Source organism: Prauserella salsuginis, assembly GCF_024648885.1.
GTDB classification, from domain to species: Bacteria; Actinomycetota; Actinomycetes; order Mycobacteriales; family Pseudonocardiaceae; genus Prauserella; species Prauserella salsuginis.
On sequence record NZ_JANBBF010000011.1, the window covers coordinates 95,277 to 122,115 of the forward strand.

Sequence of the window (26,839 nt, forward strand, 5' to 3'; positions counted from 1 at the left end):
AGGTCGGGGTGGTCAGGACAAGTACCGGGACGGCCCGAACAGGCCGGTGGGGTCGAGCGCGTCCTTGAGCCGGGCGGCGACGACGGCGTTGAGGTCGGTACCCGGGGCGACGTCGCTCCGGTGGTGCGCGGTGTCGAGTCGGTACGGCGGGTAGCCGGCGTCGACGAGTGCGCGCTGGATCTCGTCCGATGCCCGGTGGGCGGCCTCCGTCGCGTTCGCCGAAGCACGGTCGAACCGGATGGCGATGACGAGGTCGACCACGTCGTGGCCGAGGACGTTGACGGTGGTGCCGACCTCGACACCGTGTCGGGTGCCGGCCTCGCGCACGATGCCGCGGGCGTTGCCCAGGTCGGCGGCGGTGAAGGGAACGAACGGCAGCACGAAGATCCAGCCCCGGCCGGCCGCATCCGCTTCGTGAGTGGACCGTCCCAGTGAGGCCCGCACGATGCTTTCGCTCTTGGACACGTCACCCCGGTACAGCCGGGCGACGGCACCTGCGAGCGGATCGTCGGCGAACTCGTCCTCCGGCAGCACCCGGGCACCGATCGGTGCGAGCCTGCCCGCGAGGTCGGCACGTTTGGCCGAGACGACGTCCGCGCTGCCGTCGAGGCAGATGTGCCCGGTCACGGTGGCGTTTCCGCCGTAGATGTCGGAGGAATCGGCGTCGTAGACCTTGATCACGGCGTCGCTCAGCCGATCGCGCACGGCACCACGCAGTACCTCGATCAGCGCGTCGTAGCTGTCGTCGGCCGCGGTGAAGGTCAGCACGCTGGTCTCCTCCGGGGTCGGCAGCAGCCGGACGACGGCAGCGGTCGCGATACCGAGCGTCGACTGCGGGAACACCTGAACCGACGACGGGCCGAGGCCGTACTTGTTGGGTGCCAGCCCGGAACCCGGTGGCCACCAGCCGACGGTGCCGACGTCGGCGGCTGCGGTCACGATCTCGAGTCCGAGGAGGTCCTCGGTCCGCTGGTGCCGGAGGCCGACACCGCGGTCCATCGTGTTCCCCAGCACGGACGTTTCCGGTGAGGACGCGGTGCAGTTGAGGAACCGCCCCGATCCTGTCAGCGCGTCGCAGAGTTGCGCCTGCGTCACTCCTGCTTCGACGATCGCGTAGCCGCGTTCGACGTCGATCGTCCTGACAGTGTCCAAAGCAGACAGATCAACGAGGTGCTGGCCGGGAATCGGGCCCGATGCGGAACCCAGGCCCCAGTTGAAACCGCTGCTCACCGCCCGGAACCCACCGGCGCCGCTGCAGCCCTCGCGCACCAGGGACACCAGCTCGTCCACCGAGTCCGGGCGATGGATTCGGTCGGGCTCGGCCGCGGGAAGCTCACTGACGTTGCGGCTGTTGGGCGCCGCGGCCCTTGTCGCGGTGATGCGTCCACTCGTGTCGGAGTGCGACGTAGCTGAGTTCATCGGAGTAGCTCCCGTCGAGATTGCTCAGTCGTCCTTTCCGGACGGATTCGCAGTGGTAGGAGGAGCGCTCGGCGACCGCAGCGGATCGGCGGTTGGCCGGCTTCACGCCGAGTTCGATCCGCTGGACCGGGGCAGCGGTGAAGGCCCATCGCGTGAAGCCCCGTACGGCGCGGGTGGAGACTCCCTTGCCGCGGTGGGCAGGCATGGTCACGTACCCCACGTCGAGAACTCCCGGTGGGACGACGCGGCGCACCGACAACTTCGCGAGCGGGGGACCTGCGGGCGATGCGCGGGCGATCAGGAACGAGGCCGGACCGACTCGCCATCGGTAGTAGGCCGAGCCCAGCAGCTCGATCAGTGCCTGCCGGTCCAGTGGTTCGGTGAGGGCATGCAGCCGCGCCCCGGGATCCTGCTCACAGGCGAGCAGGTCCGCCAGGTCGTCGGGGTGCGGATGGGTCAGTACGATCCCGTCGGCGTCGATGCCGTCCGGTGGAATGCGGGGAAGCCACTCGCATGCGGTGGCGGGGACGGCGAAATCGCGGGTCAGCACCACGGGCGCATCCGGCTCGGTGCGCTGCGCGAATGTGACCGGGTCGAGCACGAAACCGTGCTGTGCCAGCACATCGATCACCGCATGATCAGCGGCCCCGGCCTCGGCGTGGACCCGGCTTCGCTCGGTTCGCCAGTCGTTGATCGCGGCGGGCAGGTCGTCGAGTGTGAGGCCCGGCCACGATCCTGTCGTGGATTCGATCCGGATCGTCGTCGTGGAATCGTTCGTGGGGCTGAGAGAATTGTTTTCGGCATGACTGTGAGTGCGCGCGTCGAAACGCGCGCCGATGTACTGCTTCATTGCCTCCACCGACTGTGGGAAATTGAAGAATGAACTGTCGAGTGTGCGAGGTTGTCAGCGACCCCCAGTTGTCGCGATCAATCGACATCGCCTGATCGAGCGACCTCAGGTTGCCCCATTCTCGGGTGGCCGTCAAGAGGTTGTTCGAGATTCGTAGATCATCGAACACGCTGTGGTTGCGGCACTCTCGGGCTTACGTGCAGGTAGTGGTGACCACATGTTTCCGGTTCGACCACCGCGGCGGCCGGTGACGATAACTGTATCGATCACTGCGATTCGCCTCACATTAACGCCCGGTTGGAAATGTTTCGAGTCGCACGTGAGGTGCCATTATCAGACTGCGCATTATTCGTGAATAATTCGACTCGGAATCCCCGGATCGGCGCAAGGAAGGTTGTGTACACACAAAATCTCGCGGGCGAGATTTCCTCGGGCTGGGCGGGCTGTCGGACGCCTGCAGATGCTGCGGGGCGCCGAGAGAGCCGCTCGCCGTCAGCGGCGCTCTCGGCGGCGTCCCGGGCGAAGGCGGCGGCATCCGGCCAGGCCGTCGCCTGGGATGACGCAGTCGGACAGCGGCCCCACTCGGATCGCCAACGTCCGCCTGCCGGCCGTGCCGTGGCGGTCCGACCGCCGGGCGCTGCGACTCGGGTCAGGAGCTGTGGGCGTCCGCAGTGGTGGACTCGCCGGGAAGTACCCGGCCCAGGATGTCGGCGATCGTGACCACGACCGGACCGTCGGTGGTGTGGACCACAGCGAGGTGTTGCGAGGTCTCCCGCATCCGGGCCAGTGCCGTGTAGAGCGGCGTGTCCGGTGGAAGATCGAGAACGCGGTATGCCACCTGTGTGACCGGTGTGTCGTCGGCGAGCAGCAGCGTGTCACGAACGTGGACGACCGAGCGCGGATCACGCTCGCCCACGAGGATGCGCCGGTGGCCGGACTCGCGGGCTGCGTTGCGGACGTCGAGGGCCGTGGCATGCGCGGGCACCGTGACCGGGGATCCGGATGCGATGTCGCGCACCGTGACGCGCTGCAGGTCCAGGGCACCGGATAGTTGGGTCGACGACAGGCCGTCGAGGGTTCCCGTCTCGGCGGAGTGCTTCACGAGTTGCCGCAGCCCCTCGGGGTTCTGCCCTGTCGCGACCTCGTCGGCGGGAGTGACGCCGGTCAGCCGCACCAGCCGGTTGGCCGCGGTGTTGATGGTCAGCAGCAGCGGGCGCGTCGTTGCCACCAGCACGCGGGCGGGCAGCGCGAGCATCGTCGCGGAACGCTCCGGGTGTGCGATCGCCCAGGACTTCGGTGCCATCTCGCCGACCACCAGGTGCAGGAACGTCATGACGAGGAGCGCGAACGTGAACGCCGCCGCGTCGGCGGCCCAATAGGGCGCACCGAGCGTTTCGATCAGCGGGGTGAGCCAGTGGTGCACGGCGGGTTTGGCGACCGCGCCGAGTGCCAGGGTGGCGCCGGTGATGCCGAGCTGACAGCCGGCCAGCAGCAGGGTCAGTTCGCGGGAGCTGCGCAGTGCGGCTCGCGCCGAACGGCTCGTCGTGGCGGCTTCCTCGAGGCGATGGCGTTTCGCCCCGAGCGTGGCGAACTCGACCGCCACGAAGAAGGCGCTGGCGACGATGATCAGCACCGTCACGGCGACCACGATCCAGGGGTTGCTCATCGCGCCTCCTCCCGGTCGGATCCGCCGGGCCCGCCGCCGTCCTCACCGGTTGCCGCCTCGGCCTGCTGGAGCGTGAGGCGGAGCCGCGACGGCACGTGGCGGTCGACGTCGAGTACGTCCACGCGCAGCACCGGAGGTGCTGGCGGTTCCGGTTCTGCCAGTTCGGCCCCCGACTGCGGCAGATCGATCAGCACGGTCGTGCCGGTGGCGGGGAGCGCGCCGTGGGCGGCGATCGTCAGGCCGGCGACCGTTTCCACGTCTCCCGAAGGCAGGTCGTGCTCAACAGCACGCTCCACCTCGTCGACGTGCACGTCACCGTTGACCAACCAGGTGCCGTCGTCCTGGACCGTCACGGGCGGTGGTTCCGGCGCGTCGTGTTCGTCCTGCAGTTCGCCGACGAGTTCCTCGGCCAGATCCTCGATCGTGAGGATGCCGGCGAACCCGCCGTACTCGTCGAGGACACACGCCAGTTCGTTGCGGGTCACCGTCAGCCGGGCGTAGGCATCCGGCAGCGACATGGTGGTCGGCACCAGCAACGGAGGGCGGCACAGCTCCGACACCGGCGCCTCGTCGTCGGCCGGCCGGGTCAGCACGGCCGCCAACTCGGCCACACCCAGGACTTCGTCGGCTGCCACGTCGAGCACTGGGTAGCGCGTGTGGCCGTGCGCCATGAGTTCCCGCACTCGGGAGATCGGCGTGTCGGCCGTGACGACGTCGACGCGCGCCCGGGGGTTCATCGCGTGTTCGACGTCCTGGTCGGGGAAGTCCAGTACACGGTCGAGCAGCACCGACAGCTCGGTGGGCAGGTCACCGGTGGCGCGCGAGTCGGCCACGATGTGTTCGAGATCGCGCGCGGTGGCCGAATGCTCGACGTCGTGGACCGGTTCGATACGCAGCAGTCGCAGCAGCGTGTTCGACGCGGCGTCGAAGATCCAGATGAGCCAGCCGAACAGCGTCAGGTACAGCGTCGTCGAACCGGCGAGCCACAGCGCGATGCGTTCCGGTGCGGCGATCGCCAGGTTCTTCGGGAACAGCTCACCGATGAGCATCTGCACCAGCGTCGAGAGCACCAGTGTGGCCACGGTGCCGACGGCGATGCCGACCGAGGTGGGAACGCCGACACCACCCAGCGCAGTACCCAGTGCGTTGCCGACCAGGGGTTCGGCGACGTAACCGACCAGCAGGCCCGTCACGGTGATGCCGAGCTGCGCGCCGGACAGCATGAACGACGTGCGGCGCGTGATCGCCAGCGCCCGCTGGGCCGAGCGGTTCCCGGATTCGGCCAGGGCGGCCAGCCGGGAGCGGTCGACGGCCATGTAGGCGAACTCCTGCGCCACGAAATAGCCGTTCGCCGCGATCACGGCCAGGATGATGACGACTCCGAGCAGGAGGCTGAGGGCCCAGATCATGTGCGGCACCTCGCGGTGCTCTCGCTCACGGTCCGGGTGCCGGTACTACAACTGTCGTCCATCGCCCTTCCTGGCAGGCTGCCTACGTGACCATCCCGTTCGGTGCGTTCCCCGGAACGCGCTGCTCGATTCGGCTCGCGGAGTCGCTGCGCCGACGGCCGGTCACCTCGCGGAGCCGATCGACCCGAACGGGATGGCCCGATGCTACCGGAAAGTACGGTTCCCTGCCCCCGTCGGCGATCCGGTTGGCCGCTCGCCGACGGGGGCAACGTCGTCAGGACCGGCCACGGCGCCCCGTGCCGCCTGCTCCGGCAAGAGCACGGGGCGCCGCCGGGTTCGTCAGAGCGCGCCGCGCTGCCGGCTTGCTCAGAGCGCGCCGCGCTGCCGGCTTGTTCAGAGCGCTCCGCGCTCCCATGGCCCGGTGACGGCGTAGGTGATGCCGGGGGACTGGACGTTGAAGAACAGGATCTTCCCGTCCGGGGAGAACGTCGCACCGGCGAGCTCGCTGGTGTTCGACGAGTTGAGCTCCGCGAGGTCGAAGATCTCGCCCCGGTTCGTCACACCGCGCAGCAGATCCTTCCCGCTGCCGTCCTCGCACAGCACCAGCCCGCCCGTGTTCGGCGAGACGCAGATGTTGTCCGGGCTCTCGAGCAGGTCCGGGTTCGTCGACTCGTACACCAGCACGAGCTGACCGCCCGAGTCGCCACGCGCCCGGTACTCCCACACCTGACCGATGCCCGCGTCGCCGCCGTTGGTCGAGACCAGGTAGATCGACCCGCCGCCGAACCAGGCACCCTCGAGGCGCGCGAACACGGCGGCGCCCTTGTCCCAGCCCTGCCGCGCCACGGCGAGGCTGTCGTCGCTGTCCGGGTCCGGGTCGTCGATGTCGACCCACTCCACCGGCAGCGTCCGGTTCGGCTTCTGGCCGAGCCGCGTGTCGAACCCGGGCTTGTCCTTGATCGCCAGCATCTGCAGCTTGCCGCCGGCGGCAAGCTCGCCCGGCTTGTTCGGCACGAACCGGTAGAACCCGGCACTGCCGCGGTCCTCGGTCTGGTACACGATGCCCGTCGCCTCGTCGATCGCGACGGCCTCGTGCGTGAACCGGCCCATCTCCTTGTACGGCACCGGATCCACGGGGCCGTCCGCACCGGCGGGAACCTCGAAGACGTACCCGTGCGGGGTGTCGACGTCGAGGCCGGTGAACGTCTCCTCGCACGAGAGCCACGAACCCCACGGCGTCGGGCCGCCCGCACAGTTGCGGATCGTGCCCGTGAGGCTCGGGAACGTGTCGACGAGCTCCATCTTCTCCGGATCGAACACCATCGTGGTGGTACCGCCCGCGGCGGCCGGGTCGTACGACGGCGAGGCGAACGCCGCGCCCTCGCTCTGTTCGTGGTTGCGCACCAGGCGGATGCGCCCGTCCTCGCCGGCGAACGCGGCCATGCCGTCGTGCATGCCCGGCGTGGGCCTGCCGTCGCTCATCGGCGTTCCCGTGTGTCCGAACGCGACATACGAGAAACCGGCAGGCAGCAGCAGCTCGCCCCCGGGTGCCGGCTCGAGCGGGCCGTACCCGCCGTTGTCTTCGGCCTGTCGCGGACCGCGGCCGGGCTTGGCCGACGCGGTCGTGGCGCCCATCATACCGAGCAGCGCGGAGGTGGCGCCGACGGCGGCTCCGCTGCGGAGGAAACCGCGGCGGGACAGGTTGGAGGGAGTGGTGGGTCGTTCGACCATTACTGGCGCTCCTTCGAAGTCCGGGAAGGTCGAATTCACCCCACACGTCCGACATGTCCCGCTGCGCAGGTTGCGATGAACGACCTTTGAACGCCTGCCGATCGGCGAGTGCGCCGAGCAACGGGCGTTGCTCCGAACAGTGCAGCGGCAACCGCCGTTCGGGCCGATCCGTCCGTTCCGGCGTGGGAACCGGAACCTGTGCCGGTCGCGGAACCGACGCGCCCGGAGCCGCCCGCGGGCGACTCGCACGGCGCGTCCGCTCACGTGGCGGGAGGCAGCCCGCCGACGCGGGTGGTGAGTTCGCCCGCGGCGCGGCGGACCCGGCCGGCGAGGTCCGGCCAGGTCTCGCCGCATTCGATGTCGGCCGCTTTTTCGGACCGATCGTTCTCGTCGGTGCACCGGTGCCGGAAGGTCAGGCTGATCGCCGCCAGCGGGCGGCCGCCGTGGTCGAAGGCCGGGTACGCGACGGAGGCGAACTCGGCGGTCACGTGGCCGTCCTCGACCGCCCAGCCGAGCCGCTCATGGGCGGCGAGCGTCGCCCGCAGCTCGGCCAGGCTCCGCGGACCCCGGCCGGTGCGGCGCACGAACGCCGACGCCGCCGGAAACAGCGCTCTGACCTGGGGCTTCGGTAGGTGCATGAGCATCGCCCTACCCGAGGCCGTCAGGTGGGCGGGCAGTCGGACGCCCACGTCGGTGACGACCGTCTGCGGCTGCGGAGGGCGTTCCTTGATGAGGTAGACCAGCTCGCGCCCGTGCAGTACGCCCAGGTGTGCCGTGTGCCCGGTCTCGTCGACCAGTCGCCGCAGGATCGGCCCCGCGAGCCGTTCGAGTGGATCGTGCCGCAGGTAGGAAGAGCCCAGCTCGAACGCGGCGATCCCGAGCGCGTACCGCCGTTCGGCGGGCAGATGGACCACGAATCCGGCGGCCTGCAGTTCGGTGAGCAGGTGGTACGTCGACGACCGGGGTACGCCTGCCTCGCGCGCCAGCGTCGCCGCCGACACCGGACCCGGGTGCCGCGCCAGCACACCGAGCAATGCGAGCCCGCGCCGCAGCGCAGGCACGTTTCCCTGGGCGGCGTACTCGCTCTGCCCAAACGGCTTGTCCTGCGCCATCATGGCTCCTGTCTGAGATTCGAGACAGAAATCGTACCGCCGACACTGATGGGCAGGCCCTTCCCGCGGTGCAATGAGGGCATGCCGAACGAGCCGAACGAGGTAGTGATCGGATCCGCCCCGCTGAGCCGCGCGGACGTCGTCGCCGTCGCCCGCGCCGGTGCCGGGGTGACGGTCGGCACCGTGGCGAGGAAGAACGTCGCCACCGCCCGCGCGCACGTCGACGCCCTGGCCGACGCGACGACGCCGTCGTACGGCGTGTCGACCGGCTTCGGCGCGCTGGCCGTGCGCAGTATCCCGCCGGAGCGCAGGGCCGACCTGCAGCGCTCGCTGATCCGCTCGCACGCCGCCGGTGCCGGACCGGCCGTCGAGACCGAGGTGGTGCGCGCGCTCATGCTGCTGCGGCTGCGCACCCTGACCACCGGCCACACCGGGGTGCGGACCTCGACCGTCGACACCCTTGCCGCGCTGATCAACGCGCGCATCACCCCGGTCGTGCCCGAGTACGGTTCGCTCGGCTGTTCCGGCGACCTCGCTCCGCTGTCCGCGGTCGCGCTCGCGTTGATGGGGGAGGGCGAGGTCGTCACGGCCGACGGCGCTGTCCGGCCCGCCGCGGACGCGCTCCGCGACGCCGGGATCACCCCGGTCACGCTGGCGGAGAAGGAGGGGCTCGCGCTCACCAACGGCACCGACGGCATGCTCGGCATGCTCGCGCTGGCCACCCGCGACCTCGCCGGGCTGCTCGACGTCGCGGACGTGACCGCGGCGATGAGCGTCGAGGCGCAGCTCGGCACCGACCGCGTGTTCGCCGACGACCTGCAGGCGCTGCGCCCGCACCCGGGGCAGGCCGTCTCGGCTCGGCGGATGAGGGAGGCGCTCGCCGATTCCGAGATCGTCGCCAGCCATCGCGGCCCCGACTGCACCCGAGTGCAGGACGCCTACTCACTCCGGTGCGCACCGCAGGTACACGGCGCCGCGCGGGACACGCTCGCCCACGCCGAGGCGGTCGCCGACCGCGAACTGGTCTCCGCCGTGGACAACCCGGTCGTGCTCGCCGACGGGCGTGTGGAGTCCAACGGCAACTTCCACGGCGCGCCGCTCGGGTACGTGCTCGACTTCCTCGCGATCCCGGTCGCGGACGTCGCGTCGATCGCCGAACGCCGCACCGACCGGATGCTGGACGTCGCCCGTTCGCACGGCCTGCCCGCGTTCCTCGCCGACGACCCGGGCGTCGACTCCGGCCACATGATCGCCCAGTACACCCAGGCCGGCATCGTCAGCGAGCTCAAGCGGCTGGCCACGCCGTCGTCGGTCGACTCCATCCCGAGCAGCGCGATGCAGGAGGACCACGTGTCGATGGGCTGGTCGGCGGCGCGCAAGCTCCGCCGCGGCATCGACGGCCTGCGCACCGTACTGGCCGTCGAGCTGCTCACCGCCGCGCGAGCGCTCGACCTGCGCGCGCCGCTGCGGCCCGCTCCGGTGACGGGCGCGGTCCGCGACCTGTTGCGCACCCGCGTCGGCGGCCCCGGCCCCGACCGTCACCTCGCCCCCGAGATCGCCGCGGCAGAGGAGCTGATCGCTTCCGGTGCCGTGCAGAACTGTGTGGAGGAAGCATGAGCCTGACCACCAAGAACTGGCAGACCGAGGCCGCGCTGCGGATGCTGCGCAACAACCTCGACCCCGAGGTCGCCGAGCGGCCCGAGGACCTCGTCGTCTACGGCGGCACCGGCAAGGCCGCCCGCAACCAGGCCAGCTACGACGCCATCGTCCGCACGTTGTCCACCGTGGCCGACGACGAGACGCTGCTCGTGCAGTCCGGCAAACCCGTCGGCGTGCTCCGCACGCACGAGTGGGCGCCGCGCGTGCTCATCGCCAACTCCAACCTCGTCGGCGATTGGGCGAACTGGCCGGAGTTCCGCAGGCTGGAGAACCTGGGCCTGACGATGTACGGCCAGATGACCGCCGGGTCGTGGATCTACATCGGCACCCAGGGAATCCTGCAGGGCACGTACGAGACGTTCGCGGCCGTGGCGGAGAAGCGCTTCGGCGGCACGCTCGCCGGCACGCTGACCGTCACCGCGGGTCTCGGCGGCATGGGCGGCGCGCAACCGCTTGCGGTGACGATGAACGACGGTGTGGCTCTGGTGATCGAATGCGATCCGCACCGCGCGCAGCGCCGGCTCGAAACCGACTACCTCGACGAGCTGGCCACCGACCTGGACGACGCGATCGCCCGCGTGACGGCGGCCAGGTCCGACCGGCGTGCGCTGTCGGTCGGCGTGATCGGCAACGCCGCCGAGATCCTGCCCGAGCTGCTGCGCCGGGACGTCGACGTCGACATCGTTACCGACCAGACGTCCGCGCACGACCCGCTCTCCTATCTGCCGTCCGGTGTGGACGTCGGGGACTGGCACGACTACGCCGCCGCCAAGCCCGACGAGTTCACCGACCGGGCGCGGGAGTCGATGGCCGAACACGTGAAGGCGATGGTCGGGTTCATGGACCGCGGCGCCGAGGTGTTCGACTACGGCAACTCGCTGCGCAGTGAGGCCCAGACCGCCGGCTACGAGCGGGCGTTCGACTTCCCCGGCTTCGTGCCCGCCTACATCCGCCCGCTGTTCTGCGAGGGCAAGGGCCCGTTCCGGTGGGCGGCGCTGTCCGGCGACCCTGCCGACATCGCGGCCACCGACCGGGCGGTGCTGGAGCTGTTCCCCGAGAACGAGTCCCTCGCACGCTGGATCCGCATGGCGGGCGAGCGGGTGTCGTTCCAGGGCCTGCCCGCGCGGATCTGCTGGCTCGGCCACGGCGAGCGGCACCTCGCGGGCCTGCGGTTCAACGAGATGGTCGCCAACGGGGAGCTCTCGGCGCCGGTCGTCATCGGCCGCGACCACCTCGACTCGGGCAGCGTCGCCTCGCCGTATCGGGAGACCGAGTCCATGATGGACGGTTCCGACGCGATCGCGGACTGGCCGCTGCTGAACGCCCTCATCAACACCGCGTCGGGCGCGACCTGGGTGTCCATCCACCACGGCGGCGGCGTCGGCATGGGCCGGTCGATCCACGCGGGCCAGGTCACGGTCGCCGACGGGACGGAGCTGGCCGCGCAGAAGCTCGAACGGGTGCTCAGCAACGACCCGGCCATGGGCGTGCTGCGGCACGTCGACGCCGGGTACGACCGCGCGGCCGAGGCTGCCGTCAGCGGTGACCTGACCGTCCCGATGCGGGAGTGACGATGGCGGACGTGACCGCGAGCGGACTGCTCGCCGACATCGCCGACGTCGGACGCGATCGCACGCGCGGCGGATACTCCCGGCACGTGTTCGACACCGCCGAGCTCGACCTGCGCGAGTGGTTCGCCGGTGAGGCGCGGCGTCGCGGACTCGACCTCGAACAGGACCGCAACGGCAACCTGTGGGCGTGGTGGGGAGGCCCCGGCCCGGACGCCGTCGTCACCGGCAGTCACCTCGACTCGGTGCCCGGTGGCGGTGCGTTCGACGGGCCACTCGGTGTGGTGAGCGCACTGTCGGCAGTGGACATCATGCGCGAACGAGGCGTGACTCCGGCGAAACCACTGGCCGTCGTCGTGTTCGGCGAGGAGGAAGGAGGCCGGTTCGGCGTGCCATGCCTGGGATCGCGGCTGTCGACCGGATCGCTGCCCGCGGAGAAGGCGCTGCGGTTGCGTGATCCCGACGGTGTCACGTTCGCCGACGCCGCGCGGCGCAGCGGCCTCGACCCGGAGCGCATCGGCGCCGACCCCGAGCTCGTCGGCCGCATCGGCCGCTTCGTCGAACTGCACGTCGAACAGGGTCGCGGGCTGGTCGACCTCGGCGGGCCTGTCGCCGTCGGCAGCACCGTGATCGCCCACGGCCGGTGGCGGCTGACGTTCGCGGGCCAGGGCAACCACGCCGGCGCGACGCCGATGGACGACCGCAGGGATCCGATGCTGCCCGCCGCGGAGACCGTCGCCGCCGTGCGCCGTATCGCCGCGTCCGCCCCCGCCACGCGCGCCACGGTCGGCAGGCTCGCGCCGAACCCCGGTGGCACCAACGTCATCGCCTCCACCGTGGACGTCTGGCTCGACGCGCGAGGTCCGGATGTGCCGTCCGTCGTGCGCGACGTCGAGGCCGCGGCGCGGGCCGCCGCGGAGGCGGAGGGCTGCACCGTCGAGCTGCGCGAGGAATCGTGGAGCGACGAGGTGGTGTTCGATCCGGCGCTGCGTGACGAGCTATCGGCCGAGCTCGGCGACGTACCCGCACTGCCCACCGGCGCGGGGCACGACGCGGCGGTGCTGTCGGCGCACGTACCCGCGGCGATGCTGTACGTGCGGAACCCGACCGGCGTCAGCCACGCGCCCGAGGAGTTCGCCGAGGCCTCCGATGTGGACGCCGGCGCCGAGGCGCTGGCCACCGTGCTGGCGAGACTGTCCCGGTGAGCGGCCAGGCGAGCCCGGCGGGCGAGGTGCCGATGAGCGCTGAGCAGGCGGGCGGGACCGCAGGTGCGGTGACCGAGTACTGGTGCGAGTACGCCTGGCTGCCGGGCGGGGTGGCCGAGAGCGTGGGCGTCGACGTGTCGGGCGGGGTGATCGTCGCGGTCGAACCCGGGCGGCCACCGCGTGGCCGGACGCTGCCGGGGCTGACCGTGCCCGGCATGGCCAACGCGCATTCGCATGCCTTCCACCGCGCGCTACGCGGGCGCACGCACGGTGACCGCGGCACGTTCTGGACGTGGCGCGAGCTGATGTACCGGCTGGCGGAGCGGCTCGACCCGGACTCGTACTACCGCCTCGCCAGGGCCGTCTACGCGGAGATGACGCTCGCCGGCTACACCAGTGTCGGCGAGTTCCACTACCTGCACCACGGTCCCGATGGGCAACGCTACGACGATCCGAACGCGATGAGCGCCGCACTCGTCGCGGCGGCGGCCGACGCCGGCATCCGGATCTGCCTGCTCGACACCTGCTACCTGGCAGGCGGACCCGACACGCCGCTCGAGGGCGTCCAGCTGCGGTTCGGTGACGGCGACGCCGACGGCTGGGCGTCCAGGGCGGGCGCGTTCCGGCCGGAGGGCGACCACGTCGTCGTCGGTGCGGCGGCGCACTCGGTACGTGCCGTGCCCGCGCCGGAGCTGTCGACCGTGGCCGAGTGGGCCGGCGACAGGCCGCTGCACGTCCACCTGTCCGAGCAGCGCGCCGAGAACGACGACTGCCTGCGGGTGCACGGCGTGACACCGACGGCGCTGTTGGCACGCCACGGCGTGTTGGGGGAGCGCACCACCGCCGTCCACGCGACGCACCTCACCGACGACGACATGTCGACATTGGGTGCGTCGCGGACGCGCGCGTGCTTCTGCCCGACGACCGAACGCGACCTCGGCGACGGCATCGGGCCCGCCTCGGCCCTGGCGGCCGCCGGGGTGCGGCTGTGCCTCGGCAGCGACAGTCACGCCGTCGTCGACGCCTTCGAAGAGACACGCGCCCTCGAACTGAACGAACGCCTGGCCGCGGAGGCACGCGGCAGGTTCGCCGTCACCGAGCTGCTCGCCGCGGCGACAGACCACGGTGCGATCGGCTTCGACGACGTCGGCCGGATCGAACGGGGCGGGCAGGCCGACCTCGTGACCGTGCGCCTCGACTCGGTCCGCACCGCGGGCGCGGCACCCGACGGCGTGCCGCTCGCCGCGACCGGTGCCGACGTCACCGACGTGCTCGTCGCAGGCCGGACCGTGGTACGTGACGGGGTGCACACTCGTATCGAACGTCCCGCCACCGACCTGGCGGCCGAGATCGGAAAGCTCCTATGACCCCGAACGCACACGCCGCAGCCGCATCCCCGACGTCCACTGTGGTCACGGGGATCGGCGAGTTGACGACGAACGACCCCGGACTGGGCATCCTGCACGACGCCGCGGTCGTCCTCGAGGCCGACCGCGTCGCCTGGGTGGGCGAGTCCGCCGCCGCGCCCAGTGCCGACGCGGCCGTCGACGTCGGCGGCCGCGCCGTGCTGCCCGGCTGGGTGGACAGCCACACGCACCTCGTGTTCGCGGGCGACCGCACCGCCGAGTTCGAGGCCCGGATGGCGGGCGAGCCGTACCACGCAGGCGGGATCGCCACCACCGTTGCGCGCACCCGCGCTGCAGGTGACGACGCCCTTGAGGCGAACCTGGTGGCCCACCTCGACGAGGCCGCACGCCAGGGAACCACGTGCTTGGAGACGAAGACCGGTTACGGCTTGACGATCGCCGACGAGACCCGGTCAGCCCGCATCGCCGCCCGGCACGCCGACGAGGTGACCTACCTCGGCGCCCACCTCGTGCCGCCGGGAGCGGACACGGAGTCCTATGTGGATCTCGTCTGCGGCGACATGCTCGACGCCGTCGCCCCGTACGCCGGCTGGGCGGACGTCTTCTGCGAGGACGGCGCGTTCGACGAGACGCAGTCCGAGCGCATCGTGGCAGCGGCAGCTGCGCGTGGCCTCGGCGTCCGGGTGCACGGCAACCAGCTCGGCGAGGGCCCCGGTGTGCAGCTGGCGGTGCGGGGCGGCGCGGCGAGTGTCGACCACTGCACGTATCTGACCGACGAGGACGTCGAGGCGCTCGCCTCGTCCGCCACCGTCGCGACCCTGCTGCCGGCGTGCGACCTGTCCACCCGCCAGCCGCTCGCACCGGCGCGGAGACTGTGGGACGCCGGTGCGACCGTCGCGCTCGCCAGCAACGCGAACCCGGGCAGCTCGTACACGACGTCGATGGCGTTCTGCGTCGCGACCGCCGTGCTGCAGATGGGCCTTTCCGTGCGCGAGGCCGTGTGGGCGGCGACCGCGGGCGGCGCGCGGGCCCTGCACCGCGACACGGGTGACGGGGCCGTCGGGGTGGTGCGCGCCGGTGCGCGCGCCGACCTGCACGTGCTCGACGCCCCGTCGGCCACCCACCTCGCCTACCGTCCCGGCGTCCCGCTCACCTGGGCAGTCTGGCGGTGCGGCGAACGCGTGCGCTGACGCCCGCGTGTCCTGCGCCCGCCCGTCTCGCGGCCACCGCCCTCAAGGACGCGCTGGCGCGCGACTGTCTCCTCGCGCGTGTTCTGCACTCGGCCGCGCGTGTTCTGCACTCAGCACCGCGTGTTCTGCGCCCGGCACCGCGTGTTCTGCGTCCGCCCGTCTCCCGGCCACCACCCCGAGGGCGGGCGGCTGCTTCCCGCACGTGTTCTGCACCCGGGCAACCCCGACGGCGCGCCGGTCCGCGACTGCCTCTCCGTGAGCCGGGCCGCCAGGTCAGCAGGCCGTCACGTCAGCAGGGACTCGACGCCGAGTTCCGCGGCGCGTTCGCGGGCGCGGGCGCTCAGGTCCGGGTCCTCGCCGACGCCCGCGGCCACGAGCCGTTCCCGCAGGTCGTCGTCGAGGTGGGCGAGCAGGTCGAACAGGGCGTGCCACAGGTCGTACTCGTCGGCCGCGTGGGCGTAGGCGGCGCACCGTTCGGCCGGCTGTCGTTCGACCAGCGCGCTCAGCGACGACTTGTCGTCGACGACGAACGCGACCTCGAGGACCTGGCGTTCGTTCAGCTCGGCCAGGCCCGCCTCGGCGATCTCGGCAGGCACGCCGCCGACGAACCGGCCGAGGGTGATCCAGTCCTCCCGTCTGCGGAGTTCCCTGCTGACGGCGGCGACCGTGTCCGGCGGCAGTGCGGAGATGATGTGGCCGGCCCTGCGCGGGTCGAGCTCCGCCGCGACGTCGGCCAGGAACGGTGCGGGCAACTTCAGCGCGATCGCCACGCCGCGGTCGCCGTCGAGCAGCCCGGCCAGGCGCGCGCTGAGCAGTGGTCCGAATGCCTTCTGCGCCAGCGTCACCAGCACCGGAACCGGGATGATCCCGCTGGCCGACACGAGCTTGCGCAGCACCGGCTGGTGCGCGCTGTGCAGGGTTTCGGTCGCCTGGTCTCGCAGCGTGCGGATGTCGGCCGCCGGGACGTCCTGCAGGAACTCCAGGTGCTGCTCGGAAACGCCGAGCACCCGTGCGAGCTTGACGATCTCGGCGCGCGCGGCGAGCCGGTCGAGCGCCTCGGTCACAGTCCCACCGCCTTGCGCACGGCCGGTCGGATGAAGAACGGGATGTGCGACAGCGCGCTGTCGGCGGATTCCCGCAACGCCGCGGCCTGTCGTCGCCGTGCCTGCCGCAGCGCGTCGGCGAGCACCTGTTTGTGCTCGCCGGGCAGGGCGTCGATGCCGGCGGGCAAGCCGTCGAAATGGGGCCCGTCGAGCTGTTCGGCGAGCGTGCGGTCCGTGGCCATCGGTCCCCTCCGTGGGAGGCAGTGCAGGTGAGAGATAGTTTCGCACCTATGGCACACGAGATCGACACGTCGACGATCGGTGTCGGCGGCCTGGGCGGGTATCTGGCACGGCCCGCGGAGCCGACGGGCGCGGGCATGCTGCTGCTGCCGATGATCACGGGCATCGGACAGCGTGTCCGCGAGTTCGCGGGTGAGCTCGCCGAGGCCGGTGTGACGACACTGAGCTGGGATCCGTTCGACGGCGTGAGCATGGACGAGCACGACCGCGACACCATGGTCGAGCTGATGAACGGCCTCGACGACGAGACGTGCCTGGCCGAGATGCGGCGGCTGCTGGATCACATGTTCGGTGAGCTCGGACTGGAGAAGGTGGGCGTGATCGGCTACTGCCTCGGCGGGCGGTTCGCGCTGCTGCTGGGTGCGCGGGACGAGCGGCTGGCGAACGTCGTGGCCTACCACCCGACGGTGCCCGTCACGCCCGCGGACAACCACACGGTGGACCCGTTCGAGCAGACTCCGCGGATCACCGCGCCGGTCATGATGCTCTACCCCGGGCAGGACACGATCGTGCCCCACGAGGCGTTCTTCCGGCTGCAGGACGGTCTGCAGTCGCGCAGCGGTGCCGCCAGCATCGTGCACCTGTATCCCGAGGCCCACCACGGCTTCAGCGACACCCGTAGTCACAGTGCCGAGGTCAACGAGGCCGCCTACGCCGTGTCACAACCCCAGGTGCTGTCGTTCATCCGGGCCACGGCCACCTGATCCCTGGCGCGCCCCCAGGGGCACCTTGGTTGCACTCAACGCCACCAAAGTGCCCTTGGGGGCACAACCGCGGCTGCGGAGGTGATGGCCGCGTTGCACGCCTGTGAGTGATCACGGGTGGCACAATGTGCGGCCATGACCACCGGAACGCCGCAGGCCGGGCGCCGGCCGAGCCTCGTCGACCTGGCGATGCTCGTCCTCGCCGTCGGCTCCGTGGCGCTGCTGTGCTATCTGCTGTTCGCCGACGTCTCCGCCGAGACGACGCACACGATCTTCATCATCGACACCGCCATCTGCGGCGTGTTCCTCGTCGAGTTCCTGTGGCGCTGGCACAAGGCAAGCTGGGACAAGATGTTCCCGGTCCGCGGGTGGTACGAGATCCTCGGCATGATCCCGATCGCCCACCCGGCGCTGCGTGGTTTCCGGCTGCTGCGCATCGTCGTGGTGGTCGTGCGGCTGGCGCGCACCGCCGATCGCGCCTTCGGGGAACGGTTCACGCAGAAGCTCGTCGAGCGGTATTCGACGACGATCGTGCAGTCCATCAAGAAGCCCATAACCGTCGTCGTGCTCGACGAGGTGGTGAAGGTCCTCGAGACCGGCAACTATCCGGAGAACCTCGCGCGGTCCCTGGCTCAGAACCAGGACATGCTGCGCGAGATCGTCACCGAGAAGCTCAGGAACGACCCGCAGGCGGGCCGGTTCTCGCGACTGCCGTTCCACGACGAGGTCGTCCACTCGGTGACCGACACGGTGATCCGCATCGTGCTGGAGGTGCTCGCCGACGAGCGGATCGACCACTTCTTCGCCGAGGTCGTGCGGGAGAACCGGCAGCAGATCCGCGAAGCCGTCACGCTCGGACTGCACGAGAAGGACGATCCCGAGCTCGCCGAGCAGTTGCCGGCCCGGCCGGAGCGGTCGCTCTACAGCTGAGAACGTCCGCCGCGGGTGTCGACGGTCCTGCCACGGCGGAGCCGGTCCTGCCGCTGCGGGAGCCGGCCGCGTGGCCGGTGAGCGTCCGAACGGGCCGGCGCGGTCACGTCCTGCGTTTCGTCCCGCGGGTCGGGGTGGCGGTGCGCGGGTCGTCGGGCCACGGGTGTTTCGGGTACCGGCCGTGCAGTTCGGCGCGCACCGAGGCGTAGCCGGAGTCCCAGAACGAGTCCACATCGGACGTCACGGCGGCGGGTCTGCCCGCGGGGGAGAGCAGGTGCAGCACGACGGGCACCGTCCCGCCGGCAATCCGCGGCGTGGCGCGCCAGCCGAAGGTCTCCTGGAGTTTCACCGCGAGCACGGGGTCGTCACCGGAGTAGTCCACGCGGACGCTGGAGCCGGACGGCACGTCGATGCGTTCCGGGGCGAGTTCGTCGAGCTTGCGTGCTTCCTGCCACGGCACCAGTCTGCGCAGTGCCGACGCCGTGTCGATGCGGGCCAGATCGGCTCTGCTGCGCGCGGCCGACAGCTCCGGTTCGAGCCATTCGCCGGCGCGGGCGAGCAGGGCGTCGTCGCCGACGTCCGGCCACGGTTCGCCCAGTCGAGCGTGCAGGAAGGCCAGCCGCTGCCGGAGGCGTACGGCACCGTCGGACCACGTCAGCACGCCGAGCTCCTCGTCGCGCAGTCCGTCGAGCAGGGCCTCCCGGACGCGCCGCGGGTCGGGGTCGGACAACCGGTGTTCGGCGAGGGTGATGGCGCCGAGCGCCCGCACCGACCGGGCCACCACGTCCCCGCCCGTCCACGTGACCTCGTCGGACTCGGTCAGCAGCGTGGCCGCGATGCGGGTGGCCAGCTGCTCGTCGGCCCGCGCCGCCAGCCGCACGACGCCGTGGGGCCGGCCGGGTTCCCGGGTGGCGTCGGCGACGGCCAGCCATTCCGCATCGGCCAGGCGGCTGCCGGACGGCAGTTCCACCGCGGTGCCGCCCGCCATGAGATACACCTGCGACGACGCGTCCCGTCTGCGGGCGAGCCGTTCCGGGTAGGCGAGCGCCACGACCGCGGCGGCATCCTCCGCCGCGCCCTGTCCCTGTCCGTTTCGCCCCGAACGCCCGGCCGACCCCGCCAATCCGGCCAGGCGGCGTGCTTCGCGGTGCAGCCTGGAGGCTTCGGTCGAGCGGGACCGTCGCAGCTCCCGGAGTGTCTCCTCGACGTCGACGGCACTCCCAGTCCCGGAGTCGAGCAGCGCCACGACCTCGGCGGCCACGTCGGCGCCCGTCTCGTCGGCACCGTCAAGCAGCGCCCGCGCGAGCCGCGGATGCAGGCCGACGTCGGCGAGCCGGGCGCCACGTGCCGTCACGGTGCCGTCGGCGGCGATCGCCCCGAGGGTGCGCAGCAGCTCGGCGCCGGCGGTCAGCGCGCCTTCCGGCGGCGGGTCCCACCACGACAGCCCGCGTCCGTCGGGTGTGGACCAGCACGCCAGCTCCAGCGCAAGGCGCGCCAGCTCGGCGGTGCGGATCTCGGGCTCGGGGTAGGCGGGCAGACTCGACGTCTCGTACTCGGGCCAGCAGCGATACGCCACGCCCGGCGCCTGCCTGCCGGCGCGGCCCGCCCGCTGCTGCGCGATCGCCCTGGGGGAACGCACGGTGACGAGCCCGGAAAGCCCGCGGCGGTGGTCGACCCGCGGTACCCGCGACAATCCGGAGTCGACGACGGCGCGCACCCCGGGCACGGTGAGGCTCGATTCGGCGACCGCGGTGGCCAGCACGACGCGCCGCCGTGGTCCCTCGGTCAGCGCGGCATCCTGGCGGGCGGCCGAGAGCCTGCCGTGCAGCGGCAGGACGTCGACGCCGGGCAGGTCGAGCGTCCGCGTGACCCGGCCGATCTCCGCCGCGCCGGGCAGGAACGCCAGCACGTCCCCGTCGGTCTCGGCCAGTGCCGTGGTGATCGTCCGGGCGACGCAGGCGTCGAGACGTTCGCCGCGTACGGGAGGCGAGTACCGCACGTCCACGGGGTGGGTCCGCGCGTCGGCTGTGATCACGGAGCAGTCGCCGAGCAGCGCGGCGAGCCGGTCGGAGGCGACGGTCGCCGACGTCGCCAGCAGGCGCAGCTCGTCGCGCAGGCCCGCGCGCACGTCGAGCAGCAGCGCGAGCAACAGGTCCGCGTCGAGGCGGCGTTCGTGACACTCGTCGAGCATCACCGCGGCGACGCCGGGCAGCTCCGGATCGCGCTGCACCCGCCGTACCAGCAGCCCCGTCGTGACCACCTCGATGCGCGTGCGCGCCGACGTCCTGCGGTCGCCGCGCACCGCGTACCCGACGGTCTCGCCGACCGGTTCGTCCAGCAGCGCGGCCATCCGGTTCGCGGCCGCCCGCGCGGCCAGCCGGCGGGGCTCGGCGACGACGATGCGCCCCGCCGTTCCCTGCTCGTCGAACGCCTGCGCCAGCGCGAGCGGTATCAGCGTCGTCTTGCCCGTGCCGGGCGGTGCGACGAGCACCGCCGCGCCGTCGGCCGCCAGCGCGGTGCAGACGTCGCCCGCGACCGCTCCGGCAGGCAGTTCCGGCAGCTCCGGCACCTGCATGCACGCCTCCCTGGACAGGGGTTTTACCCGGTTTACGTAGCCTAGAAGGGGACGAAACGCGAGGAAGGACCCCAGTGGGCGGAGCGGAACGCAACGCGCGTAAGCGGCGGCAGCAACAACAGCAGCAGGGCAAGAACGTCGTGGCCCAGGCGCGAGGCACGGCAGGCATGGGCGGCAAGCGGGTCGGCCTGATCGTCGGCGTCGTCGTGGTGGTCATCGCCGTGGTCGTCGGCGGTGTGCTGTGGACGAACGCGTCGAAGAACGAGACCCAGGGACAGACGATTCCGGTGGCGCAGCCCGCCGAGTCGCAGTACCCGGAGAAGCGGGACGGCGTCGTTGTCGAGACCGGCAACCCGGACGCGCCCGCGACGATCGACGTCTACGCCGACTTCCTCTGCCCGGCCTGCGGATCGTTCTACGAACGGTTCGGTGAGCAGATCCAGCAGAAGGTCAACGACGGTTCGCTGCTGGTGCGGACGCACCCGGTACCGATGCTCGTCGAGGCGTCGGACCCGCCCGGGTACTCGCTTGACGCGGCGAACGCCTCGTTGTTGGCCGCGGACGAGGGTGAGTTCACGGCCTTCCACGACAGCCTGTTCCAGAACCAGCCCGCCGAGGGCGGCCGCGGTTACGGTGACGACCAGCTCATCCGGCTGGGCAGGGACCTCGGCATCGCCAGTGACGCGTTCGTCAAGGGCGTCCGGAACGGTAAGTACGACGACGAGTTGACGTCGGAGTTCAACAAGACCGCCAGCAACCCGGACCTCATGCAGGAAGGCCCGCAGGGCAAGGGCTTCAGCACGCCGACCGTCACGCACAAGGGGAAGATCGTGGAGCTGGACGACAACTGGCTGGACCGGATCACCTCGGCGGGCGACAGCTGACGTGCCCGCCGGCGCGCCGCACGCGCGGCGCGCCGGCGAGGGGAGCCGGGGCGGGCGAGTGAACCTGCCCACCCCGGCTCGCCGGATCAGCCGCGGGCCGGGTCGACGCCGTACTGCTCGGCGATGTCGTCGAGCATGGCGTGCGCGCCCTGCAGGCTCACCGAGACGTACCAGGTTTCGTCGTCGACGTCGGTGAGCTCGCCGGAGAGGCGGTCCCACAGCGGGTTCGACTCGAACTTCTCGCGCGGATCCGCGGCCTGCTGCGTGGGATCGGCGTAGGAGGAGACGAACACGCGGTCGGCGTCGAGCTTGCCGATGTCCTCCTGGCTGACGTCGACGTTGATCTCGTCCTTGGTGTCCGGTTGTCCTTCGGGGCGCTCGAGACCGACGTCACGCATGACGATCGCGGGGAAGGAGTCGCTCGCGTACAGGCGCACGGTCTGCTCGCCCTCGATGAACCGCACGAGCGAGTAGGTGGGCGTCTTGCCCTCCTTCTTCTTGATCGCCTCGCCGATCGCCTTGGCCCGCTGCTCGTAGGCGCTGATCTTCTGCTCGGCCAGCTCCTCCTTGCCGAGGGCTTCGGCCAGCAGGCGGATGTTCTCCTTCCACGTGGCGCCGGTCGACTCGCTGAACACGGTCGGGGCCACATTGGACAGCTTCGAGTGGATCTGTTCGTGGCGGATCTTCGCCGACACGATCAGGTCCGGCGCGATGTCGTACAGCGCCTCGACGTCGGGGGAGTCGAGCTCACCGATCTGCTTGCCGCCTTCCAGGTAGCGGCTGTCGTCGCCGAGGTACTCGGGCACGCCGTCCGACGACGGGTACTGCGTGTAGGCCACGACCTCGGTTTCGAGTGCGGCGGCCGCATCGGCGAAGCTCGAGTCCAGTGCCGCGACGGTCTGCGGCTCACTCTCGATGGTGGTCTCGCCCATGGCGTCGGAAACGGTGCGGGGGAACCCTGACTGCCCCTGGCCGTTCGACGGTGTGCTTTCCTCCGACGCGCACGCGGTCAGGCCCAGGCATGCCGCGAGTCCGAGGGTCGCGGCCGTGACGGCCGTGCGCCGTCGATGAGACAAGAGCATCATTGCCCACCTTTCTGTTTCGGTTAGGCTTCCCTAACGAGCTTCGAGACCATAAACGAGCGTCGCCCCGTGCGGAAGGGGCAGCGCGACGATTTCAGGAGCGGACGAGATGAACGCCACGCTCGCGGCGGAGCCGGCCCCGGCAGGCCGGCGTGCGCTGCATCGGCGGCGCACCCGGCGACTGCTGAGCCTGGCCGCCCTGGCAGGGGCGCTGGTCGTCGCCGCAGCGGCGAGCCTGGCCTACGGCGCTCACCCGGTGCCGCTGGAAGCGGTGTGGCAGGCGCTGGTCGCGCCCGCCGGTGGTGAGGACGACATCATCGTGCGGTCGCTGCGCGTGCCACGCACGGTCCTCGGCATCCTCGCCGGACTCGCGCTCGGTGCGGGCGGCGCGCTGATGCAGGGCCACACCCGCAATCCGCTCGCCGACCCCGGGCTGCTCGGGGTCAACCAGGGCGCGGCGCTCGGCGTCGTCACCGCCGTGGTCGTGTTCGACGTCACGGCGCTCGGCGGCTACATCTGGTTCGGCTTCGCCGGCGCGCTGATCGCCGCGGTGCTGGTGTTCGTGCTCGGCACCGTGCGCGGCGGTGCGACGCCGGTCACACTCGCGCTCGCGGGTGCCGCCGTCAGCGCCCTGCTGTACGGGCTGATCTCGGCCATCGTCCTCAGCGACCGCCAAGGCATGGACACCTACCGGTTCTGGCACGTGGGGTCGATCGCGGGCCGGGAGCTGGCCGTGGCGGGGCAGCTGGCCCCGTTCCTGATCGCGGGCTTCGTGCTGGCGCTGGCGAACACACCCGGGTTGAACAGTCTGGCGCTGGGCGAGGACGTGTCGACCGCGCTCGGCCGCCACGTGGGCCGCACCCGGCTGCTCGGTATCGCCGCGATCACGCTGCTCGTCGGTGCCGCGGTGTCGGCGTGCGGGCCGATCGCGTTCGTGGGGCTGCTCGTGCCGCACATGGCGCGGGTGGTCACCGGTCCCGACTACCGGTGGCTCGTGCCGTGCGCGGCGCTGCTCGGTGCCGTGCTGGTGCTCCTCGCTGACGTGCTCGGCCGGCTCGTCGCGGGTGACACGCTGGAGGTCGGCATCCTGCTGGCCGCGGTCGGCGCGCCCGGTTTCATCTATCTGGTCCGGCGGCGGGGGCTGAGCAAAATATGAGTGCGGTTCGGGACATCGAGTCCGTTCCAGGGCGCAAGCAGGTGCGCCTCGGCCGGCTGGCGTGGTCGCTGCGGCCGCGGTCGGCACTCGTTCCTGCGGTGTGCCTGGTGCTGCTCGTGCTGGTGGCGGCGTTGAACATCGGGCGCGGCAGTTCGGACATCGCGGTGTTCGACGTGCTGCGCACCCTCGCGGGCGGCGGCGACCACGCCGAGACGGGCATCATCTTCGACCTGCGGCTGCCCCGCACCCTGGCGGGTGTGCTCGTCGGCGCGGCGTTCGGATTGGCAGGGGCGCTGTTCCAGACCGTGGCGCGGAACCCACTGGCCAGCCCGGACATTCTCGGCATCACATGGGGCGCCGGTGTCGGGGCGGTGTCGGTGATCGTGATCGGCGGTTCGGCCGGGCAGGTCAGCGGTGTCGTCGCCGAACTCGGCGTGCCGTTGGCGGGACTGGCAGGTGGCCTGGTCGCGGGACTGTTGCTGTACGCGCTCGCGTGGCGGCGGGGGCTGGACAGCTACCGGATGGTGCTGGTCGGGATCGGGCTGGCCGCGATCGGCCACAACGTCGTGTACTGGCTGCTGACCGTGGGTGACGTCGACGACGCCACGCGCGCGACGACGTGGATCGTCGGCAACCTGGCCGGCGTCGGCTGGGAGTCGATCGGGCCGCTGGCGCTGGCGCTGGTGCTGCTGGTCCCGGTGACGATCGCCGGTGTGCACACCCTCGGTGGCCTGCAGTTCGGCGACGACACGGCACGTGGCCTCGGCATCCGGGTCGACCGGACGCGCGCCGTGGTGCTGCTGCTGGCCGTGGCACTTGCCGCCGTGGCGACCGCCGTGGCCGGCCCGATCACGTTCGTCGCACTGGCGACGCCGCAGATCGCGCTGCGGCTCGTCCGCAGCCCCCAGCCGCCGATCGTCGGCTCGATGGTCCTGGGGGCACTGTTGACCGTGGGTGCCGACCTCGCCGTGCGGACCGTGACCCCCGGCCTGCCGGTCGGTGTGCTCACGGCGATTCTCGGTGCGCCGTATCTGATCTTCCTGTTCCTGCGAACGCGCAAGGAGGCCCGCGCGTGACCCGACCCCGACTGCAGGCCGAGCACGTCCGGCTCGGCTACGACGAGCGGATCGTCGTCGACGGACTCGACTTCGACGTCGCCGACGAATCCGTCACCGTGATCATCGGGCCCAACGGCTGCGGCAAGTCGACACTGCTGCGCGGCATGGGACGGTTGCTGCGCCCACGCGGCGGATCGGTCCTGCTCGACGGCAAGCGCATCGACAAGCTCCCGACCAGGGACGTGGCCAGGACCGTCGGGGTGCTGCCGCAGACCCCGAGCGCCCCGGCGGGACTCACCGTCGGAGATCTCGTGGCCAGGGGCAGGCAGCCGCACCAGCACTGGTACCGGCAGTGGTCGGCCGGCGACGAGGAGGCCGTCGCGTACGCACTGTCGGTCACCGGGATGAGTTCGTTCGCCGAGCGGCCCGTCGACGAACTCTCCGGCGGCCAGCGGCAGCGGGCGTGGATCTCGATGACGCTCGCGCAGCAGACGTCGCTGCTGCTGCTCGACGAGCCCATCACCTACCTCGACCTGGCCCACCAGGTGGACGTGCTCGACCTCGTGTACCGCCTGCACACCGAACGCGGCACGACGGTGGTGATGGTGCTCCACGACCTCAACCTCGCGGCCCGCTACGCCGACACACTCGTCGCCATGCACGACGGCCGGATCGTGTCGCAGGGCAAACCGGGCGAGGTGCTCACCGAGGAGCTGCTCTCCGACGTTTTCGGCCTCGACGCGAAGGTGGTGTCCGACCCGGTCGCCGGCACCCCGCTCGTGCTCCCGATCAGCGCCCACCTGCGCGACGAGGTCTGACGGACGGCCGCGACTCGGCGCGGACCCGTACGGGACCCCCTGTGTGGAGGCCTTGGGGCGATGGGGTACATTATTTCGCACAGGCAGCGGTGAGAGCCGCGAACACATACGGGGCTATGGCGCAGTTGGTAGCGCGTCTCACTGGCAGTGAGAAGGTCAGGGGTTCGAATCCCCTTAGCTCCACGCATGCAAGGTCCGCGTCCGCAGAGGGCGCGGACCTTGTGCTTTTCGCCGATCGTGTCTGGGGGCCGATCCCCCAGGCCCCCACGGTGCGTGCTGCTGACCCGGCGTGGGGGTGTTGTGCTGAGACCAGCACGCTTTGATCCGTCGCGGTATTGGCATGTTCTCTGGGGCGTAGTCCCAGGCCGTTACCCGAAGCGTTCCCCGGCCCTATCGCGGTGGGACCGGTCTTCGTGGAAAGCCTGGCAGCCCGACGGCGGATGGCAGCCGAGGCGGTTCGGCGAGCGCCACGTGCTTATGGACCGTCTTCGGCGAGATAGACCTTGTTGGCGAAGACGTCGAGCGCCGCGACGCAGTCCTGCAAGGCCGTCTCGGCCTCGGCCCTGCGGCCGGCGCCCAGCGAGTCCCGGAGCCGGACCTTGTCGAACCAGCCCCGGAGCTTGGCGAGGTCCTCATCGTTTTCTTCCAGCTCCGCATAGGTGAACTTCTCGGCCGTCGTCTCCTTCTCGATCTCGGCCAGGAAGCCACGACAACGGTCGACGATCTCCTCGTACTCCTCGTCCCGCGCGGCGTTGTAGGTCGCGACGACGTCAGGATTGCCGGCCAGCACGTCACAGCGCATCAGCTGCGCAGAGCCGCCCAGCTCCTCGATGTGCTTGCGCAACGAACGCAGCGACCGTTCGTGAGTGGGCGACTCGGGCAGCACGGCCACCGAGTTCTGCAGGTAGACCGCGCCGGTGCTCTTCAGCTTCCGCCACACGCTCGCGCGCAACCGCGTGGGTTCACGGGGAACTCGGTAGACGAGCAGCAGCCACCCCTGGCCCGTCTCGTGATCGGCGAAGTCCATGGTCACACCCTCCAGGGTCCACCACGTGGCTGAGCACGTCCCGAAAGACGGGATCCGCCGGCGCAGGCGTCGGTCCTCACCTGTGT

General features: G+C 71.2%; 22 protein-coding genes and 1 tRNA gene. 12 read left to right on the forward strand and 11 right to left on the reverse strand.

Translation table 11 applies throughout. The annotated features are described in order from the left end of the window. Nucleotides 1–12: 12 nt before the first annotated feature. The 6 genes from LY40_RS15425 to LY40_RS15450 all read right to left on the reverse strand — a co-directional run bounded on the left by LY40_RS15425 (nucleotide 13) and on the right by LY40_RS15450 (nucleotide 8,190). Complete coding sequence (locus LY40_RS15425; RefSeq protein ID WP_258937269.1) at nucleotides 13–1,419, reverse strand: FAD-binding oxidoreductase; 1,407 nt, start codon at nucleotides 1,417–1,419, stop codon at nucleotides 13–15. After that, complete coding sequence (locus tag LY40_RS15430) at nucleotides 1,334–2,269, reverse strand: GNAT family N-acetyltransferase (protein ID WP_183778926.1); 936 nt, start codon at nucleotides 2,267–2,269, stop codon at nucleotides 1,334–1,336. The genes LY40_RS15425 and LY40_RS15430 overlap by 86 nt, the downstream gene beginning before the upstream one ends. A gap of 649 nt (nucleotides 2,270–2,918) precedes the next feature. Then, nucleotides 2,919–3,935 carry a CNNM domain-containing protein gene (locus LY40_RS15435; protein ID WP_183778925.1) on the reverse strand — a complete coding sequence of 339 codons (1,017 nt, stop codon included), beginning with the start codon at nucleotides 3,933–3,935 and terminating at the stop codon, nucleotides 2,919–2,921. Continuing rightward, nucleotides 3,932–5,344, reverse strand: a complete 1,413-nt coding sequence (locus LY40_RS15440) for a hemolysin family protein (protein WP_258937270.1) — start codon at nucleotides 5,342–5,344, stop codon at nucleotides 3,932–3,934. The genes LY40_RS15435 and LY40_RS15440 overlap by 4 nt, the downstream gene beginning before the upstream one ends. Nucleotides 5,345–5,737: 393 nt before the next feature. Continuing rightward, nucleotides 5,738–7,075: an alkaline phosphatase PhoX gene (locus LY40_RS15445; RefSeq protein ID WP_258937271.1), complete on the reverse strand. Its 1,338-nt coding sequence runs from the start codon at nucleotides 7,073–7,075 to the stop codon at nucleotides 5,738–5,740. A gap of 260 nt (nucleotides 7,076–7,335) precedes the next feature. Next, nucleotides 7,336–8,190 carry an IclR family transcriptional regulator gene (locus LY40_RS15450; RefSeq protein WP_228725947.1) on the reverse strand — a complete coding sequence of 285 codons (855 nt, stop codon included), beginning with the start codon at nucleotides 8,188–8,190 and terminating at the stop codon, nucleotides 7,336–7,338. A gap of 78 nt (nucleotides 8,191–8,268) precedes the next feature. On the opposite strand from LY40_RS15450, the gene hutH reads away from it, so the two are divergent. The 5 genes from hutH to hutI all read left to right on the forward strand — a co-directional run bounded on the left by hutH (nucleotide 8,269) and on the right by hutI (nucleotide 15,176). Next, nucleotides 8,269–9,804 carry a histidine ammonia-lyase gene (hutH, locus tag LY40_RS15455; RefSeq protein WP_258937272.1) on the forward strand — a complete coding sequence of 512 codons (1,536 nt, stop codon included), beginning with the start codon at nucleotides 8,269–8,271 and terminating at the stop codon, nucleotides 9,802–9,804. Further along, the gene (gene hutU / locus LY40_RS15460; RefSeq protein WP_258937273.1) at nucleotides 9,801–11,417 is read left to right on the forward strand and encodes a urocanate hydratase; all 1,617 of its coding nucleotides are present in this window, start codon (nucleotides 9,801–9,803) and stop codon (nucleotides 11,415–11,417) included. The genes hutH and hutU overlap by 4 nt, the downstream gene beginning before the upstream one ends. An 11-nt stretch (nucleotides 11,418–11,428) precedes the next feature. Then, nucleotides 11,429–12,619, forward strand: a complete 1,191-nt coding sequence (locus LY40_RS15465; protein ID WP_183784856.1) for an allantoate amidohydrolase — start codon at nucleotides 11,429–11,431, stop codon at nucleotides 12,617–12,619. A 68-nt stretch (nucleotides 12,620–12,687) separates the two neighbouring features. Then, entirely contained in the window at nucleotides 12,688–13,986 is a 1,299-nt protein-coding gene (locus tag LY40_RS15470; RefSeq protein ID WP_258937475.1) for a formimidoylglutamate deiminase, read from the forward strand. Continuing rightward, nucleotides 13,983–15,176 (forward strand): imidazolonepropionase, encoded by a 1,194-nt coding sequence (gene hutI, locus LY40_RS15475; RefSeq protein WP_258937274.1) that lies wholly within the window; start codon nucleotides 13,983–13,985, stop codon nucleotides 15,174–15,176. Before LY40_RS15470 ends, hutI begins: the two co-directional genes overlap by 4 nt. A gap of 284 nt (nucleotides 15,177–15,460) precedes the next feature. Here the strand turns inward: hutI and LY40_RS15480 are convergent, their stop codons facing one another. Continuing rightward, a complete protein-coding gene (locus tag LY40_RS15480) occupies nucleotides 15,461–16,240 on the reverse strand; it encodes a hypothetical protein (protein WP_258937275.1) in 780 nt (259 codons plus the stop codon). Next, the gene (locus LY40_RS15485; protein ID WP_258937276.1) at nucleotides 16,237–16,461 is read right to left on the reverse strand and encodes a hypothetical protein; all 225 of its coding nucleotides are present in this window, start codon (nucleotides 16,459–16,461) and stop codon (nucleotides 16,237–16,239) included. Before LY40_RS15485 ends, LY40_RS15480 begins: the two co-directional genes overlap by 4 nt. A gap of 48 nt (nucleotides 16,462–16,509) precedes the next feature. Between LY40_RS15485 and LY40_RS15490 the strand changes: the two genes are divergently transcribed. Both LY40_RS15490 and LY40_RS15495 read left to right on the forward strand, forming a co-directional pair. Then, a complete protein-coding gene (locus tag LY40_RS15490) occupies nucleotides 16,510–17,223 on the forward strand; it encodes a dienelactone hydrolase family protein (RefSeq protein WP_258937277.1) in 714 nt (237 codons plus the stop codon). A gap of 135 nt (nucleotides 17,224–17,358) precedes the next feature. Then, nucleotides 17,359–18,153: an ion transporter gene (locus LY40_RS15495; protein WP_183778913.1), complete on the forward strand. Its 795-nt coding sequence runs from the start codon at nucleotides 17,359–17,361 to the stop codon at nucleotides 18,151–18,153. A gap of 103 nt (nucleotides 18,154–18,256) precedes the next feature. Here LY40_RS15495 and hrpB read toward each other — a convergent pair whose 3' ends face one another. Beyond that, on the reverse strand, nucleotides 18,257–20,728 hold the full coding sequence (hrpB, locus tag LY40_RS15500) for an ATP-dependent helicase HrpB (protein WP_258937278.1): 2,472 nt from the start codon (nucleotides 20,726–20,728) through the stop codon (nucleotides 18,257–18,259). Nucleotides 20,729–20,802: 74 nt separating this feature from the next. Between hrpB and LY40_RS15505 the strand changes: the two genes are divergently transcribed. Further along, nucleotides 20,803–21,612 (forward strand): DsbA family protein, encoded by an 810-nt coding sequence (locus LY40_RS15505; RefSeq protein ID WP_258937279.1) that lies wholly within the window; start codon nucleotides 20,803–20,805, stop codon nucleotides 21,610–21,612. An 86-nt stretch (nucleotides 21,613–21,698) separates the two neighbouring features. On the opposite strand, the gene LY40_RS15510 is transcribed toward LY40_RS15505, so the two are convergent. Beyond that, nucleotides 21,699–22,697 (reverse strand): ABC transporter substrate-binding protein, encoded by a 999-nt coding sequence (locus LY40_RS15510; protein WP_183778910.1) that lies wholly within the window; start codon nucleotides 22,695–22,697, stop codon nucleotides 21,699–21,701. A 106-nt stretch (nucleotides 22,698–22,803) separates the two neighbouring features. Between LY40_RS15510 and LY40_RS15515 the strand changes: the two genes are divergently transcribed. From LY40_RS15515 to LY40_RS15530, 4 genes are all read left to right on the forward strand, one after another. Then, nucleotides 22,804–23,850: a FecCD family ABC transporter permease gene (locus LY40_RS15515; RefSeq protein ID WP_258937280.1), complete on the forward strand. Its 1,047-nt coding sequence runs from the start codon at nucleotides 22,804–22,806 to the stop codon at nucleotides 23,848–23,850. Beyond that, nucleotides 23,847–24,926, forward strand: coding sequence for a FecCD family ABC transporter permease (locus LY40_RS15520; protein WP_183778908.1), 1,080 nt, complete (start codon nucleotides 23,847–23,849; stop codon nucleotides 24,924–24,926). The genes LY40_RS15515 and LY40_RS15520 overlap by 4 nt, the downstream gene beginning before the upstream one ends. Continuing rightward, on the forward strand, nucleotides 24,923–25,726 hold the full coding sequence (locus tag LY40_RS15525) for an ABC transporter ATP-binding protein (protein WP_183778907.1): 804 nt from the start codon (nucleotides 24,923–24,925) through the stop codon (nucleotides 25,724–25,726). The genes LY40_RS15520 and LY40_RS15525 overlap by 4 nt, the downstream gene beginning before the upstream one ends. Nucleotides 25,727–25,836: 110 nt before the next feature. After that, nucleotides 25,837–25,909 (forward strand) — tRNA-Ala (locus tag LY40_RS15530). 292 nt (nucleotides 25,910–26,201) lie between these two features. Here the strand turns inward: LY40_RS15530 and LY40_RS15535 are convergent. After that, the gene (locus LY40_RS15535) at nucleotides 26,202–26,753 is read right to left on the reverse strand and encodes a Chromate resistance protein ChrB (protein WP_183778897.1); all 552 of its coding nucleotides are present in this window, start codon (nucleotides 26,751–26,753) and stop codon (nucleotides 26,202–26,204) included. Nucleotides 26,754–26,839 lie beyond the last annotated feature (86 nt).

What these genes read in the sequence shown, in the direction of transcription:
- LY40_RS15425 (WP_258937269.1), bottom strand. Translation starts at nt 1,419, where the DNA reads ATGAACTCAGCTACGTCGCACTCCGACACGAGTGGACGCATCACCGCG.
- LY40_RS15430 (WP_183778926.1), bottom strand. Translation starts at nt 2,269, where the DNA reads ATGAAGCAGTACATCGGCGCGCGTTTCGACGCGCGCACTCACAGTCAT.
- LY40_RS15435 (WP_183778925.1), bottom strand. Translation starts at nt 3,935, where the DNA reads ATGAGCAACCCCTGGATCGTGGTCGCCGTGACGGTGCTGATCATCGTC.
- LY40_RS15440 (WP_258937270.1), bottom strand. Translation starts at nt 5,344, where the DNA reads ATGATCTGGGCCCTCAGCCTCCTGCTCGGAGTCGTCATCATCCTGGCC.
- LY40_RS15445 (WP_258937271.1), bottom strand. Translation starts at nt 7,075, where the DNA reads ATGGTCGAACGACCCACCACTCCCTCCAACCTGTCCCGCCGCGGTTTC.
- LY40_RS15450 (WP_228725947.1), bottom strand. Translation starts at nt 8,190, where the DNA reads ATGATGGCGCAGGACAAGCCGTTTGGGCAGAGCGAGTACGCCGCCCAG.
- hutH (WP_258937272.1), top strand. Translation starts at nt 8,269, where the DNA reads ATGCCGAACGAGCCGAACGAGGTAGTGATCGGATCCGCCCCGCTGAGC.
- hutU (WP_258937273.1), top strand. Translation starts at nt 9,801, where the DNA reads ATGAGCCTGACCACCAAGAACTGGCAGACCGAGGCCGCGCTGCGGATG.
- hutI (WP_258937274.1), top strand. Translation starts at nt 13,983, where the DNA reads ATGACCCCGAACGCACACGCCGCAGCCGCATCCCCGACGTCCACTGTG.
- LY40_RS15485 (WP_258937276.1), bottom strand. Translation starts at nt 16,461, where the DNA reads ATGGCCACGGACCGCACGCTCGCCGAACAGCTCGACGGGCCCCATTTC.
- LY40_RS15490 (WP_258937277.1), top strand. Translation starts at nt 16,510, where the DNA reads ATGGCACACGAGATCGACACGTCGACGATCGGTGTCGGCGGCCTGGGC.
- LY40_RS15495 (WP_183778913.1), top strand. Translation starts at nt 17,359, where the DNA reads ATGACCACCGGAACGCCGCAGGCCGGGCGCCGGCCGAGCCTCGTCGAC.
- hrpB (WP_258937278.1), bottom strand. Translation starts at nt 20,728, where the DNA reads ATGCAGGTGCCGGAGCTGCCGGAACTGCCTGCCGGAGCGGTCGCGGGC.
- LY40_RS15510 (WP_183778910.1), bottom strand. Translation starts at nt 22,697, where the DNA reads ATGATGCTCTTGTCTCATCGACGGCGCACGGCCGTCACGGCCGCGACC.
- LY40_RS15515 (WP_258937280.1), top strand. Translation starts at nt 22,804, where the DNA reads ATGAACGCCACGCTCGCGGCGGAGCCGGCCCCGGCAGGCCGGCGTGCG.
- LY40_RS15520 (WP_183778908.1), top strand. Translation starts at nt 23,847, where the DNA reads ATGAGTGCGGTTCGGGACATCGAGTCCGTTCCAGGGCGCAAGCAGGTG.
- LY40_RS15535 (WP_183778897.1), bottom strand. Translation starts at nt 26,753, where the DNA reads ATGGACTTCGCCGATCACGAGACGGGCCAGGGGTGGCTGCTGCTCGTC.